Source organism: Psychroserpens citreus (assembly GCF_055686305.1).
In genome coordinates this window covers 2564474-2580223 of record NZ_CM145999.1, presented here as the reverse complement: position 1 = coordinate 2580223, position 15750 = coordinate 2564474, and the positions used below count along the sequence as shown (strand labels likewise).

At 33.1% G+C, this 15750-nt stretch carries 17 protein-coding genes; 5 read left to right on the top strand and 12 right to left on the bottom strand.

What is annotated here, in order from left to right; all coding sequences use genetic code 11:
* Positions 1-30: 30 nt before the first annotated feature.
* The 4 genes from ACTU6T_RS11705 (at position 31) to ACTU6T_RS11690 (ending at position 2784) form a co-directional block, all read left to right on the top strand.
* Positions 31-591: a YeeE/YedE family protein gene (locus tag ACTU6T_RS11705; RefSeq protein WP_460218379.1), complete on the top strand. Its 561-nt coding sequence runs from the start codon at positions 31-33 to the stop codon at positions 589-591.
* Between the two features lie 2 nt (positions 592-593).
* Positions 594-1001 (top strand): DUF6691 family protein, encoded by a 408-nt coding sequence (locus ACTU6T_RS11700; protein WP_460218378.1) that lies wholly within the window; start codon positions 594-596, stop codon positions 999-1001.
* Positions 1002-1105: 104 nt separating this feature from the next.
* On the top strand, positions 1106-2512 hold the full coding sequence (locus ACTU6T_RS11695; protein WP_460218377.1) for an MBL fold metallo-hydrolase: 1407 nt from the start codon (positions 1106-1108) through the stop codon (positions 2510-2512).
* 2 nt (positions 2513-2514) lie between these two features.
* Positions 2515-2784, top strand: coding sequence for a heavy-metal-associated domain-containing protein (locus ACTU6T_RS11690; protein ID WP_460218376.1), 270 nt, complete (start codon positions 2515-2517; stop codon positions 2782-2784).
* Here ACTU6T_RS11690 and ACTU6T_RS11685 read toward each other — a convergent pair.
* The 12 genes from ACTU6T_RS11685 to ACTU6T_RS11630 all read right to left on the bottom strand — a co-directional run bounded on the left by ACTU6T_RS11685 (position 2781) and on the right by ACTU6T_RS11630 (position 14840).
* Complete coding sequence (locus tag ACTU6T_RS11685; RefSeq protein ID WP_460218375.1) at positions 2781-3056, bottom strand: ATP-dependent Clp protease adaptor ClpS; 276 nt, start codon at positions 3054-3056, stop codon at positions 2781-2783. The two genes, ACTU6T_RS11690 and ACTU6T_RS11685, sit on opposite strands and share 4 nt — an antisense overlap.
* Positions 3057-3117: 61 nt before the next feature.
* Positions 3118-3954, bottom strand: a complete 837-nt coding sequence (gene prmA, locus ACTU6T_RS11680) for a 50S ribosomal protein L11 methyltransferase (RefSeq protein WP_460218374.1) — start codon at positions 3952-3954, stop codon at positions 3118-3120.
* A gap of 107 nt (positions 3955-4061) precedes the next feature.
* Positions 4062-5555, bottom strand: coding sequence for a tail fiber domain-containing protein (locus ACTU6T_RS11675; RefSeq protein ID WP_460218373.1), 1494 nt, complete (start codon positions 5553-5555; stop codon positions 4062-4064).
* A 188-nt stretch (positions 5556-5743) separates the two neighbouring features.
* Entirely contained in the window at positions 5744-6379 is a 636-nt protein-coding gene (locus ACTU6T_RS11670) for a response regulator (protein ID WP_460218372.1), read from the bottom strand.
* Positions 6376-8334, bottom strand: a complete 1959-nt coding sequence (locus ACTU6T_RS11665) for a tetratricopeptide repeat-containing sensor histidine kinase (protein ID WP_460218371.1) — start codon at positions 8332-8334, stop codon at positions 6376-6378. The genes ACTU6T_RS11670 and ACTU6T_RS11665 overlap by 4 nt, the downstream gene beginning before the upstream one ends.
* Before the next feature lie 22 nt (positions 8335-8356).
* Positions 8357-9547 (bottom strand): T9SS type A sorting domain-containing protein, encoded by a 1191-nt coding sequence (locus ACTU6T_RS11660; protein ID WP_460218370.1) that lies wholly within the window; start codon positions 9545-9547, stop codon positions 8357-8359.
* Positions 9548-9557: 10 nt separating this feature from the next.
* Positions 9558-10667, bottom strand: a complete 1110-nt coding sequence (locus ACTU6T_RS11655) for a right-handed parallel beta-helix repeat-containing protein (protein ID WP_460218369.1) — start codon at positions 10665-10667, stop codon at positions 9558-9560.
* 153 nt (positions 10668-10820) lie between these two features.
* Positions 10821-11570, bottom strand: a complete 750-nt coding sequence (gene tpiA, locus ACTU6T_RS11650) for a triose-phosphate isomerase (RefSeq protein ID WP_460218368.1) — start codon at positions 11568-11570, stop codon at positions 10821-10823.
* Positions 11571-11607: 37 nt separating this feature from the next.
* Positions 11608-12096: a TlpA family protein disulfide reductase gene (locus tag ACTU6T_RS11645; RefSeq protein WP_460218367.1), complete on the bottom strand. Its 489-nt coding sequence runs from the start codon at positions 12094-12096 to the stop codon at positions 11608-11610.
* A gap of 4 nt (positions 12097-12100) precedes the next feature.
* Positions 12101-13177, bottom strand: coding sequence for an ABC transporter permease (locus ACTU6T_RS11640; RefSeq protein WP_460220764.1), 1077 nt, complete (start codon positions 13175-13177; stop codon positions 12101-12103).
* A gap of 17 nt (positions 13178-13194) precedes the next feature.
* The gene (locus ACTU6T_RS11635) at positions 13195-14289 is read right to left on the bottom strand and encodes a BT_3928 family protein (protein ID WP_460218366.1); all 1095 of its coding nucleotides are present in this window, start codon (positions 14287-14289) and stop codon (positions 13195-13197) included.
* 11 nt (positions 14290-14300) lie between these two features.
* Complete coding sequence (locus ACTU6T_RS11630; RefSeq protein ID WP_460218365.1) at positions 14301-14840, bottom strand: DUF1599 domain-containing protein; 540 nt, start codon at positions 14838-14840, stop codon at positions 14301-14303.
* Positions 14841-14970: 130 nt separating this feature from the next.
* On the opposite strand from ACTU6T_RS11630, the gene folP reads away from it, so the two are divergent.
* On the top strand, positions 14971-15747 hold the full coding sequence (gene folP, locus ACTU6T_RS11625; RefSeq protein ID WP_460220763.1) for a dihydropteroate synthase: 777 nt from the start codon (positions 14971-14973) through the stop codon (positions 15745-15747).
* Positions 15748-15750 lie beyond the last annotated feature (3 nt).

The following is a 15750-nucleotide window of genomic DNA, read 5'->3' as shown; positions in this document are numbered from 1 at the left end:
GTAGTTTGCTTTTTTTATTTATAGATATTTATGCAATCTATTTTAGATCCTTGGCCATGGTATGTTTGTGGTCCCTTAATTGCTTTAATTATGTTTCTTCTCATATATTTTGGAAAAACATTTGGTATGTCCTCTAACCTCCGAACGCTTTGCGCAATTGGTGGTGCTGGAAAAAAAGTGTCTTTTTTTGACTTTGATTGGAAGGCTCAACGTTGGAATCTTGTTGTAGTACTTGGCGCTATAATTGGCGGATATATTGCTCATTTCTATTTATCTGTTCCGACTAGTATCGACTTAAATCCAGAAACTGTTAACACACTTAGCACACTTGGCTTTGAAAATGCAGGTCAATCTTTATTACCTGCAGAATTATATAGTTGGGATGCAGTAATGAGTATTAAAGGACTCTCTATATTAGTAATTGGCGGATTTCTTGTTGGATTTGGAACTCGTTATGCTGGCGGTTGTACATCTGGTCATGCAATTACAGGTTTGAGTAGTCTGCAACTTCCTTCGTTTATTGCCGTAATTGGTTTCTTTTTAGGCGGCCTTATTATGATACATATAATATTCCCTTTAATTTTTGGTTAGTTATGAAGTCTATAAAGTTTTTATTCGTTGGCATCATTTTCGGAATTGTACTTGTGAAATCTGAAGCCGTATCTTGGTACCGTATTTATGAAATGTTCAAATTTGAATCCTTTCATATGTATGGAATTATAGGCACAGCTATCATTACTGGAGTTATTTTATTATTGTTATCCAAAAACCTAAAAAACATGGAAGGTGGTCTTATGACTGTTCCTAAAAAAGCAAAAGGCCTACCTCGTTACATCATTGGTGGTACCATCTTTGGTTTAGGATGGGCATTATCTGGTGCTTGCCCTGGGCCAATGTACATTTTGGTTGGAACAGGAGCATTTTCGGTACTTATTGTTATTGCTGCTGCTCTTTTGGGCACATTTGTTTATGGTCTTATTAAAGATAAACTACCACATTAGTTAAAGCTGACTTTTGTCAGTTTAAAACACAGAATACTTCGTATCTTTGGCACATACTTATAATTAGAATAATACCTCCATCTAGGAGTCAAAGCTAATACCTTATGAAAATTGAACAATTATACACCGGCTGCTTGGCACAAGGCGCATACTATATAGAATCTAATGGAGAAGTAGCAATTATTGATCCGTTGCGTGAAACACAATCTTATGTAGATAAAGCTAAGGCTAACGACGCAAGAATCAAGTATATTTTTGAAACCCATTTTCATGCCGATTTCGTTTCTGGGCATGTTGATTTAGCAAAAAAAACAGGCGCTACAATTGTATTTGGTCCTGGCGCAGAGACTACTTACGATATTCATTCCGCTCATGACAATGAAGAATTTCAACTCGGAAATATTATAATAAAAGTGCTTCATACACCTGGTCATACATTAGAATCAACAACATACTTATTGATTGATGAAAACGGAAACAATCATGCCATTTTCTCGGGCGACACCCTATTTTTAGGTGATGTTGGACGTCCTGATTTAGCCATCAAATCTGATCTTACTAAAGAAGATTTAGCTGGAATGCTTTACGATTCTTTACGTAATAAAATAATGACACTTGAAGATGATGTAATTGTGTATCCTGCTCATGGTGCCGGCTCCGCCTGTGGAAAAAATCTTAGCAAAGAAACTGTTGGAACTATAGGTGACCAAAAGAAGACCAATTACGCATTAAGAACAGACATGACCAAAGTAGAATTTATAGAAGAAGTATTAGATGGTATTGCTCCTCCTCCTCAATATTTTGCAAAAAATGCAATGTTAAATAAAACAGGTTATGACACATTTGAAACTGTTTTAAAAACTGGAGACATCCCTCTTTTAGCTGAAGACTTCGAAGCTATTGCCAATCACGAGGAAGCTCTAGTTTTAGATGTAAGACCACAAAGTGATTATATTAAAGGTCACATACCAAATTCTATATTTATTGGATTAAATGGAGGTTTTGCCCCATGGGTTGGTGCTTTAATTACAGACATCAAACAACCCATTCTTTTAGTAGTTCCTGAAGGAAAAAGTCAGGAAGCGGTAACACGGTTATCTCGTGTTGGTTACGACAATACTCTTGGGTATTTGGAAGGCGGTATTGATGCTTGGGTTTCAGCAGGAAAAGAAATAGATACATTGGAGTCCATTTCTGCAGAAGAACTTGCTATTCGTTTTAAAAATGGGCCCATAAATATCTTAGATGTAAGAAAAGATGGAGAATATGCTAGTATGCATCTAGAAAATGCACAACACTTTGCTTTAGATTATATAAATGAGCAAATGAATGCTGTTTCTAAAGATAAAACTTATCACATTCATTGTGCTGGAGGATATAGAAGTGTGATTGCTGCTTCTATTTTAAAAGCCAGAGGGTTTCACAACTTGGTGGATATTGCTGGCGGATTTGGAGCCATCAAAAATACTGATTTACCAACTACGGATTTTGTTTGTCCGTCAACTTTATAATTATGGAAAGTACTTTATATATACAGAACCTTAAATGTGGTGGTTGTGCCCATACTATTACATCCAGATTAGAACATTTGGAAGGCATTGACAATGTTATTGTAAATAATGAGAAACACTCGGTAGCCTTTACACACAATAATGACAGACAATTAGATGCTGCGACTGAATTATTATCGACATTAGGGTATCCTGTTGAAGGTGCTTCGAATCCCTTAACCAAAAAGGCAAAGTCATTCGTAAGTTGTGCTGTAGGTCGCTTAAATAGTTAGATAATTTCGGCGCTTAAACCCGCCTCAAGAAGCATAGAGCAGCGTGGTTCTAATTCTTTATATTCTCCTGTTTTAACAGTGCATTGCCCTTTATAATGAACAATAATAGAACATTGTTCTGCTTGTTCTGGTGTATGATCACACGCATAAATTAGGGTATCAATAACGTGGTCAAATGTATTCACATCATCGTTATACAATACAATTTCGTTAAGAGGTAACTCGAGGGTATCTACGAGTGCTTCTTCTTTAGTTTTTTCTTTTGTACTCATTATTTGGTGCATAGCAATTGTGGTAATGAGGTTGGTGATTTTAGTAGTATAAATTTATAGATTATTTTTCAAATTTTAAAGCCACCCAATTATTTCTTTCTAAGGTATCAACGAGCTTTAAGTTGTATTTATTACATTCAGCCACAATAATTGGTATATCATCATTATAAAACCCGCTTAAAAATAGGAGTCCGTTAGCATTAAGTGAATTAGCATAGATTTCTATGTCTTGTAATAAAATATTCCGATTGATATTCGCAATAACGATATCATATTTCCTTCCTGACAATAAATTTGCATCTCCTTCAAGAACAGTAATGTACTGAGATTGGTTTCTTTCAACATTTTCTAAACTGTTAATGTAGCACCAATTATCATAGTCGATAGCGTCTATAGGTTTAGCGCCTTTCATTTCGGACAATATGGCCAAAACTCCAGTTCCACATCCCATATCTAAAACCGATTTACCTTCAAAATCATTCTTAAGAATATATTGAATCATCATGTGAGTCGTTTCATGATGACCAGTTCCAAAACTCATTTTTGGCTCAATAACAATATCGTATTTGGTATTTGGAATCTCATGAAAAGGTGCGCGAACAGCACAGATATCATCAACGACAATTGGATTAAAATTCTTTTCCCATTCGGCATTCCAATTGGTTTGTTCAATATCTTCATGAGTAAAAGAAATTTCAAATTCATTAGAATTTAAAACATGTATATTATCTAGAATTGTGTCGTGCCATTCATTTTTTTGAATATATGCTGTAACTCCTTCTTCAGTTTCAACAAAACTTTCAAAACCAGCATAACCCAGCTCCGCAATTAAAATTTCAACAGCTGGTTGCAATGGTTTAACTTTGAAATAGTAACCTATATATATCTGATTTGTCATATTAATGCAAATATAAGTTTAGTTTTACACAAAATTGAAAAAGGCATCAGTCAATATTTCAATCGAAAGATGCCTTGCTTTAGTTCCCTACAACTAAAGTTTATAAGTTATTTATTTTGTTTCAATAAGATTTTAATCTCTAGTAACTCCTTTTTTAATTCGTCTATTTGCTCTTGCTGGCTATCAATTACCTCTTGTTGTTCTTGTATAGCTTTAACAGCTAATACACCAAATCCTGAGTAATCCATAGTAAGTTGATCGTCTTCATCTTGAGCATTTTTATATACCAAATGTGGAAAAATGGTTTGCACATCTTGTGCAATTAGACCCACGTAATTACGATTATCTTTTTGATGCTTAAAACGATAGTTAACTACCTCTAAACCTTTAATTTTAGTAAGCACATTATCAAATGGATTAATCCCTGTTTTTAACCGCCTATCTGAAACCGGAGTGTAAATACCAGATACATCATCAAAATTGCCTACGTTTACATTATTAAAGAATAATGCTAATGTATTTGAATTCCATTGCTGATAAATACGCCATACATCGGCGTCAACTTGATTAGAAATAACTATACCTTCAGAACCTGCTCCATTAGGATGATTAATATGCAGACTTGCTGATGGTGATTGTGTGCCTATACCAACCTCAGCGTTAAAACCTAAAATATCATTATCAAATTCACCATAGATTAATGGATTTACTGCGCTTGAGTTTTCTATATATAGTTTATTACTTCCTGTTTCATTATATCCAGAATTATATCCAATAGCTATGTTTCCTGAGCCTGTAATATTATTAAATAAAGTTTCGTAACCCATGACAGTATTATTATTACCTGTAGTATTATTCAATAAAGTTCTAGCACCATTTACTGTATTATAATTTCCAATTACGTTATTATACATTGCACTAGTACCAGTAGCTGTATTTCTTTCTCCTGTAGTAATTCTCGCTAAGGCTCTAGAACCAATAGCTACATTTAAACTAGCAGTTGTATTATTAATTAAAGTTCTTGAACCTATTGCTGTATTATAGTTTCCTATCGTATTAGAAAATAATGAGTAAGTGCCAATTGCTGTATTATCAAAACCTGAAGTATTATTTTTTAATGCTTGATAACCGTTTGCTGTATTTTCATAAGCTGTCGTACTATTATTTAAAGCTTCAAAGCCAATTCCTACATTTTTATTATTATTTCCATCATCACTAACACCAGCGCCAATACCTAAAAAAATAGAAGAACCGTCATTTGTACCATCATTATCAGATTTCCCATCTATTAAATCATCAATATGTTTCACACCAATAACAGCTACCCAATTAGAAGTTGTATTATTCCAATAATAAAGACCTTTGCTTGGCACACCGTTACCAGTCACAAATACCATCATACCATCTTGATTTGCAGTTGGGTTGGCAACAGGAAAATCATCTACTTTAGGAATGAGTATACCATCAATATTTGCTGGTGTAGCTTGATTTGACGAGCGAATATCCAACAGAGCATCTGGATTGGTAGTATTAATACCAACTTGAGCATTTAATAAATGAGAAGATATAAACAATAAACCTAAAAGTATAACTTGCTTCATAAGCTTTGCATTTTAAGATATCACAAGGTCGTGACTCTACTTATAAATAAGTTCAGGGCTTTTACTGATATTTTAAAGTTCAGGGAATTCCCTTATATGAAGTTTATAAACTTCACTTATCAGCATTGGATAAAAAATTAAGGTGAAATACAAAATATAGGTTCATCGACTGCTCTCGGAATGGCAGATTAGAGCAATCCGTTTTCAATAGCAATTTTGATAATCCCAACACTGTTCTTTGCTCCTAATTTACTCATAATATTCATGCGATGAGTTTCAACTGTTTTTGGGCTGATAAACAACTTTTGAGAAATCTCTTGGGTAGTTAACTCTTCAGCAATAGCCTGTAACACTTCCTTTTCGCGTCTAGTTAGCTTTATTAAAAGTGAATTTTTAGTTTTTTTACCAATAGACTGATTGAGCAGCTTTTTTTCAATATCTCGTTGCAAATAACGTTCATTAATTAACACCGTTTTAAACGCTTCCAATAATTCGAGCTTATCAGTGTTTTTTAATAAATATCCATCGGCACCATTATTGAGCATTCGCTTTACAAATGATACTTCATCATAATTAGATATTGCGATAACTTTTAAAGCTTTGTTATTAGCTTTTAAGGTTTTACATAAATCTATACCATTAGTATCTGGCAAATTAATATCTAACAATAAAACATCTGGAGCATCTTTTTTAATATGCTCTAATGTTTCTGACGCATTAGAATAACAACCAACCACTACAATATCTTTAGTAGATTTCAACATAGATTGAATGCCTTTAAGCACCATTGGATGATCGTCTGTTATGGCAACTTTTACTATCAACTTATTATTTCGGTATTAATATCTATCAGATATGAGGTTCCATTACTATCGGATTTAAAATCTAACTTTGCTTGTAAATAATCTATTCTCGATTGAATGTTTTGCAACCCTATTCCGTTACTAGTAATCTCACTATCAAATCCTTTACCATTATCCTCTATGGTTAATTGCATGGTTTTATTTTGAAAACTCACCTGAACATCAATTTCTGTTGCTTCAGCATGTTTTATACTATTATTCACCAATTCTTGTACAATTCTAAAGATATTAATCTCTGCTTTATTGTCTATTATAATTGGATTTCCAATAGAATGAAATACAATGTCAGGTTTATGCAAATTATTCATAGTACTGCAATAATCATCTATGGCATCTAATAAACTAAAGTCTTTTAATGATGGAGGTACCAAATTATGAGAAATAGCACGCACCTGCTCACAAGACTTATCAATCATAGCTACAGCCTCATTAATAACTTCGTTGTTTTTTTCTAATAATGATGTGAGTTTATATTTTATACTAGACAAATCGACATTAACACCATCATGCAATTCTTTAGCTATTCGTAGACGTTCTTTTTCTTCTCCTTCCATAAGTAATTCTAGAGTTTTTACTTGCTGCTCACGTTTAAGACTAACAATTTCATGGTCTTTGCGTTTTTGGTGTTGCTTAAACAAAAACCACGTTAGAATAGACGTTAGAAGCAAAAACACTATTAATCCAGTCATAAGCTTGGTTTGCGATTGTTTTTTTTGAAGTTGTTGCTCTTGTTTTTCTATAGACAGCTGTTTCTGAACAAGCTGTTTGTCCTTTTCAGCTGTTTCATATTTAGTTTGAAGCTCTTTAATATTCTTTTCATTATCTATATTAAACAAAGTGTCTTTTGCCCTTTCATATTCTAATCTAAATCTATAAGCTTCTTTGTAGTTTAATTCTTTAGAATACAATTCTGATAGTGACCTAGATATATTTCTCAATTCAATCTGAATTTGGTTTTCTTTAGATAAATCGTAGCCTTTTTTTAAATAATACTTTGCTTTATCAAAATTGTTTAACTCATAATATAGATTTCCTATATTTCGATAAACACTCAAAATCTCTTTGTAAAACCCTGACTCTAAAAATGTTTTTTCAGCTTTCAGCAAATAATCTAAAGCTTTATTTTTATCAAATTTCGCATGTATTTTCCCCAAAGATTGAAAGGCCTTCCCCATTAAATTTTTGTGACCAATCTTTTGCGCCAACATCAAGGAACTATTGGCATACTTTATCGCATTTTCGTAGTCGCTTTTCTTCAAGTACATATCTGAGATATTACTATCGGTATTAGCTATATCCTTTTCAATGTTTTTTTCAACAAAAATGTGTCTTGCTTTTATCAAATTTATGATTGCTTCATCATAATTATCCATCTCTCCATAAATAACTGCAATGCTATTTAATGTTGACGCTATGGCAAAAGAGTCTTTTCGATTTTCAAAAATGCTCAAAATCTCCAAATAGGTACTTAAGCCTTTTTTATACTTTCCTTGATTTTTATAAATAACGCCAACTTGAAATAAAGCATAAGGTTTCATTAATGAATCACCCTCAAAATACTCTATATTTTTCTGTAAATGAGTTAAAGCCTTGTCATAGTTTCCTTCAAACCTTTCTAACATACCGTAAGCAAAATGACTTTTCGCTTCTAAATCTTTATGTCCAGAAATTTTAGCATAGTACATAGAACTATCCGTATAAACTCTAAACATCTTTAAATCTGCTAATTTTTGAGCACTATAAGCAGCTGCATCATAAAACACGCTTGCTTTCAAACTATCAGATTTTTGGTTCTTTATTTTATTGGTTATGCTGTCCTTAAATTGAATATGTTGAGAAAAGCCAGTATGAACACTACATAGTAGCATCAACTGAAAAAGCCAAAAACCTATTAATTTAAACCGATTTACACGCATATATTAATATTAAAGTTTCATTTTAATATTTCACTATTTTTTTTGACATCCCTCCTAAGTTAGTTTTTATTTGAATTAAATATATACCATTTGGTAAATTTTTTAAATCTACAAATTCATTTTCAGGCACTTGATCCAATATAATTCTCCCTGTTAAATCTATAATCTTCAATCCTATGATGTCTTGATTATTTGTATCAAAATATAAAATATCCTTTACCGGATTGGGATACAATTTAATTGAATTTATATTAAACTCATTAACAGTTAAAGTAGTTGATATTTCCGAGGCAGCATGCAAACTCCAAACTCCATTTTCATTTAAAACTCGCATGTATATAATATGATCACCAGTTTCTAAATTGGTAGGAATATCTAGACTCAAATCTTCATCTACTAAGCCGCCATTGGTGACATCTATATTAGTTGCATTTCCAACTCCTGGATCGATATCGATAAAATATTCTGCAGCAATTATATTTGCAGTATTTATATTTTCTGCACTAATCTGCAAGATATTTTTATCGTATAGACTCCAAACACCATCAGTATTTAAAACCCTAACATACAATTTATGCACACCACCTGAAAGACCAGCTGTTGGTATAGAAATATCTTGATCTATCGCAATACCTGTAACATTTAAAGCTGTTCCATTTCCTAAACCAGGATCTGTATCAAAAAAATATTCGGCTGAAGCAATACTTGCTGTATTACCATTATCAGAACTCACATGAACCACATTTTTATCATACAAACTCCACGTTCCATCTGTATTTAAAACCCTAACACACAATTTGTGTACACCATCTGAAAGTCCTGTTGTTGAAATACTTATATTTTCATCTATTGCAGTTCCTGAAACACTTAAAGAGGTTCCATTTCCTAAACCAGGATCTACATCAAAATAGTATTCTGCAGAAGCAATTGTTGCTGTACTGGCATTATTAGAGCTTACATATACAACTTTGTCATCATACAAACTCCACGTTCCATCTGCATTTAAAATTCTAATATATAATTTATGTATACCATCAGAAAGTCCGTCTGTTGGTATAGACATATCTTGATTTATTTCGGTACCTGCAACACTTAAAGCTGTTCCATTACCAAAACCAGGATCTGTATCAAAAAAATACTCAGCGCTAGAAATTTGGGCCAATCCGAAAAAACTTAAGTGCATACAATACAGTATAAAAAATAAACGTCTCATACAATTTAGTTTAATCGGTTATATTGGCATTAGCCTTAATATTAATATTTAAAGGCGTTCCTGCCGTAATCGTCGTATTATATATTGTGAATTCGGTTATATAGGGCAACTCGGTTGGATAGCCTCTGATGCTAAATGGATATGTACCATTTTCTACACCCAAATCATTACCATCGTTTCCAGCACTTTTAGCTGGTGAACCTGATTGTATGGTATAATCGAAATTCGTATTATTGAGATAACCAGTAATATCAAAAGATGTGAATTGAGGGTCTTGATTATCAATATTATTACTACCTGCTAAAGCATCCAAAGTTGTATTAACACTATAAGTCAAACAATTATTATAGACTACAGAATCTCCGGTATTAAAGTTTGCAACATTAGTACCTCTAAACAAGAAAATACAATTATTGATTTGTGTGCCAGATGAGTTTCTAAATAACCTCACTACATTACTTCCATTACCAATTTGAGGTGATAAAATAATATTGTTATTAAAAACTATAGATCCATTAAACCTGTAGAATAATTGGTAATCAAAATATGTGCTTTCACGATGAAAGGTATTATGAGTAATCACCCAGTTTTGCGAGTTGTATGTATCTATTGCTGAACCAGTATTGGTATAAAAGAAATTCCCCGTAACTATTAGATTATTAGCCAAACTTGTATTGCTATTACCTCGTATTTCAGAAATCCTATTGTCTTTGAGTACAACGTCATGATTTGTAACACCTCCAAAAGTTAAAAAAACACGGTTAATTAATAATCCTGATAATTTGGAACCTGATGCATTACCACTAAAGTTAACGTCATTTACATAAGCATATGCACCAGCATTTAATCCTGGCCTATGTCCCAGACCATAAATAGTAAGCTGTTTATTCATACTAATGTTTCCATAACTATTAGGTGATGGTTGCAAATAAATAATATCACCTGCTGTGGCATTATCAACTGCAGCTTGTGCAGAGGTAAAGGCTGCTCCCGAGCCTTCATTATTATCTACTACATGAACGGTTTGTGCTTGTACAAAAGACAAGAGAGTTGTTAAAAACGCAAATACAAAACAAAGTACTGCATGGTTTGGATTTAAAGTAATTTTTCTGAAAATCATGATTAAAAGTTTTAACTGATTAATAACCCTTGCAAATTAAAACTCCTAAACATTAAAATAGTAAGGGCATTCCTCGATTTATTGAAAATCAGTGAATACCCTTAGTATATTAATTATAACAAAAGCCCTTTCTATACTCAGGGCTCAATGAAACTAGAATGCATTAACAATGGCATAAAAATCTTCAGCATTTAAAGATGCTCCTCCTATAAGTCCTCCATCGACATCAGGTTTAGAAAAAATCTCTTTAGCATTTCCAGGTTTCACACTACCGCCATATAAAATAGTCATGTCATCAGCAACTGTTGCCCCATATTTGGCTTCTAAAGTTTTTCTAATAAATGCATGCATATCTTGGGCTTGCTCTGGACTAGCAGTTTCTCCAGTTCCTATAGCCCAAACCGGTTCATAGGCTAAAACAATATGCTCAAATGCAGAAGCGTCAAGGTGGAAAAGCGCATTTTTGATCTGGCTTTCTACAACCGTTTCTTCATTTCCAGCTTTCCGATCTGATAATTCTTCGCCAAAACAGAAAATTACTCGCATATTATGAGCAAGTGCTGCATCTACTTTTTTTGCTAAGGAATCGTCCGTTTCATTGTAATAAGCGCGACGTTCACTATGTCCTAAAATGACCGATTTAACTCCTATACTCTTTAACATCCCTGGACTAACCTCACCTGTATAAGCTCCATTTTCAGCAAAGTGCATATTTTGCGCCACTACCTCAATATCATCTTGTCTTGTAGATTGAAACGCATGCCACAGATTTGTAAACGATGGCGCAATCATAACCTCCGCATTAGACGTCTTTGTTTGTTGTTTTAATTCTGAAATTAAAGTTTCAGTTTGAATTAACCCATTATTCATTTTCCAGTTTCCTGCTACAATTTGTTTTCTCATGTCTTTACCTATAAATTAGGTGCTATTATGTTATACTTTATTTTAATGTATTTCTAATTGAAGGGTCTTCTGCCTTTATAGCTTCAAACAATTCTATTTTTCCATTGGAGTCGACTACCATATATCTAGGAATCCAATCAATATCTACAAAATCGCCTAAAAGTCCTTTAGTGCCATTAGGCATAAAAAAATGCTCACCTTCTATCTTGTATTTTTTTATGGCCCGCTTCCATGTATCTACATTACGATCTGCAGACAAAAACAGATATACCACATTTGGTTTTTCTGCTTGCAAGACTCTTAATTCTGGTAATCCAACAATACAATCTCGACACCAACTTGCCCAAACATCAATTACAATTTGTTGGCTTTCGTATTTAGAAAGTATATCCTTAAGTGTTACTGAACTCTCATCTAACCCTATATACTCCTCATTTAAAACTTCATCAGATAATTGTGTCTGAACAGTTTTAGAACAACCAGCACATAAGAATATGCAAAGAAAACAAGTAAGAATGGATTTCATGTCTTTATTCTAATTTTACTTTTGGGTCTAACCACCCGTAAATAACATCTACAAATATATTAATGATAATAAACAAAACTGCAATAACCAATACAGAACCCATAATGACAGGTAAATCTAAGGTATTCAATGCATTTACAATTTCTTTTCCAAGACCATTCCAACCAAAAATATACTCTACAAATACGGCTCCTGCTAACATTGAAGCGAACCATCCTGAAATTGCTGTAACAACTGGATTCAATGCATTCTTAACAGCATGCCTTTTTATAATCTGAAATTCACTCAAGCCTTTAGCCCTTGCTGTACGAATATAATCTTGATTAAACACCTCAAGTAATGAATTTCGCATCAACTGAATTACTACTGCCAAGGGTCTAATTCCTAATACAATTGCAGGTAAGATTAAATTTTTCCATTGGATATGGGTTCGTTCTCCAAAATCATCCAATTCATATAAACTCCCTGTCATCTCTAAGTTAGTATATTCATGAAGCACAAAGCCAAAAAACCACGCGAACAAAATGGCGCTAAAAAAAGAAGGCACACTCATTCCTAAGGTACTAAATATCTGAATAGTTTTATCTATCCATTGATCTTTATAAAGTGCCGAAATGATTCCGAAGATAATCCCAAGAATAATAGCTATTATTATTGCAGAAACAGCTAACACAAATGTATTAGGTAAGGTTTCACCAATAACTTGAGACACTTTTTTTCCTTGTTTTGTAAATGACTCTCTTAAATAAGGAAGCTTTAAAGCTGTTGTAATATTTCCAAGAGTAAACAATGTACTTGCGCTGTACTTCCCTTCTCTTAAAAACGTATAGTCTTCAGCATTGGTCGAATGAAAAGATATTGGTGATAAATCATTTAAATAATACAAATACTGAGTCGAGATAGGCTTATCAAACCCATATTTTGCTTTAACCGCAGCAATTTGCTCACTATCCTCATTTTGGCCAAGCATCATTTGAGCTGGATCACCTGGAAGAATGTTAAATAAGATAAAAATAACGGTCACTACACCAAAAAGAGTGAGTAAAGCGTAAAAGGCTTTATTTAAAATGTAGTGTATCAGTTGTTATATTTTAAACGTTAAAACTCTAATTCATCCAAATCATTATAATGTGCTTTTTGAATAACAGTTCCATTTTCAAGAACTACAACACCTGGGTTGGCTCTTACAATCGTTTTCAGTACTTTCTCATCACATAAATAAAAATCAAAATCTAAACCGTATGTGCTTTTAATCTCTTGTTTTTTAGCTTCACCAGAAGCCGTCAAGCCAATCACAGTATAACCCTTACTTTTAGCTTGTTGAGCTAATACTTTTAGCTTTTGCATGCCTTCTACTTCGGCTTTTTCTAAACTATAAGTCACAATCATGACTAATTTATCTTCTTCTAAAAACTGCTCTGTTAAATCTTCATCGGCAGATTCAATTGAGAAATCTTGAATTTTAGGCACATCAGCTTCAACAATCACTTTAGTATCTACACCAACAATTTCATCGTATTTTGCTGGTCCGCGACCTCTATCTGTGATTGTTTTTTCCTCTCCGTTCAATTTGTAGGTCCAAATATAATCGGTCACAGCCTTTTGCGCATCAGGCGGCAATTGCATATTCTCTTGAAGGTTGTCTCCAATTTTATACGCTCTAAAATCGAAAGCTGGCAAATGCATTAATACGTGGTATCCAAACCATAAACACACAATAAAACTCAGTAACGCTGTAAAAGTTAAACCAAATCTAGACAACATAGGTTTGATATGGCGTTGTCCAATAAATAATATAACGATCATCACCAACAATATGACATCTTTCCAAAATGATTGCCATGGAGATAATTTGAGGAAATCACCAAAACAGCCGCAATCTTTCACTTTATCAAAATAGGCCGCATAGAAGGTTAAAAATGTAAAGAACACTATCATTGCCAACAAACTCCAAACTGTAAATTTTGGTTTATAACCAATCAATAAAAAGACGCCTAATACAACTTCAAAAACAACAACAAAAACTGCAATTCCTAAAGCATAAGGAATTAATGACGGAATATCTAATACATCATAACTAAAATATTCTTGAAGTTTATATGAAAACCCTAAAGGGTCATTTAATTTAATAAATCCTGAAAAAATAAATAATCCTCCAACTAGGATTCTACAAATATTAACTAGTGCTTTCATGTGCTCTGATTTTAGTCTTCGCTTAAATGTATAAGGGCGAAAACAGAGTAATTTATCATATCTTGATAATTAGCATCAATACCTTCGCTAACTATAGTTTTGCCTGCATTATCTTCAATTTGTTTGACGCGCAATAGTTTTTGCAAAATGAGATCAGTCAAGCTACTTACACGCATGTCCCTCCAAGCTTCACCATAATCATGATTTTTATCCATCATCAATTGCTTTGTAATTGCAATCTTCTCATCATAAAGTTCTATAGCTTCTTCTAAAGATAAATCTGGTTGTTCTACAACTCCTTTGTCTAGTTGAACCAAGGCCATTGTACAATAATTTATAATCCCAACAAACTCACTCACTTCACCTTCATCTACTTTGCGTTCGGTATTTTGCTGTAACCCTCTAATGCGTTGCGCTTTAATAAATATTTGATCGGTTAACGATGGTAATCTAAGAATTCGCCATGCACTTCCATAGTCTTTCATTTTATTGATAAAAAGACTTCTGCATTGAGAAATCACATCATCATATTGTTTTGAAGTATCTTGCATTTAAAACATTTAATTTTCCGTAAATTTCGCATAAATTAATCAGATTAAAAAACTTTAACCACACTATATAGTTTTGAGTAAAAGCATCAATTGCAACGGACAATTAATAGACCTCACACAACCCAAAGTCATGGGGATTTTGAATGTGACTCCAGATTCATTTTATGATGGTGGTCATTATAAAAACAGTGCAACTATATTAAGTCAGGTAAGCTCTATGATTGAACAAGGAGCAACCTTTATTGATATTGGAGGTTATAGTTCGCGGCCCAATGCTGATGATGTTTCTGTAGACCAAGAATTACATAGAGTTGTTCCAATTATTGAATTAATTCTGAAAGCGTTTCCTAATACACTTATTTCTATTGATACTTTTAGAAGCAAAGTAGCCAAAGAAGGCATACAAGCAGGAGCAGCTATAATTAATGATATTTCAGCTGGACACTTAGATATTAATATGCTTCCAACTGTGGTAGAATTGAAAACTCCTTATATCATGATGCACATGAGAGGAACTCCAAAAACAATGCAGCAACTTACAAATTATGATGATCTAGTAAAAGATATATTGTTTTATTTTTCAGAACGTATAGCAAAAGCAAGAGCCTTAGGTATAATTGACTTGATAGTCGATCCTGGGTTTGGGTTTGCCAAAACCTTGGAACAGAATTATGAATTACTAAATACCTTAGAACGCTTTAATATTACAGATTTACCTATTTTAGCTGGTATCTCAAGAAAATCGATGATTTATAAGACACTCAACTCATCTCCTGACGACTCACTTAATGGCACAACAATTTTAAATACAATTGCACTTCAAAAAGGTGCTAATATTTTAAGAGTACACGATGTTAAAGAAGCCATGGAGTGCATCAAACTTACACAACAACTGAAATCTTATTAAGAT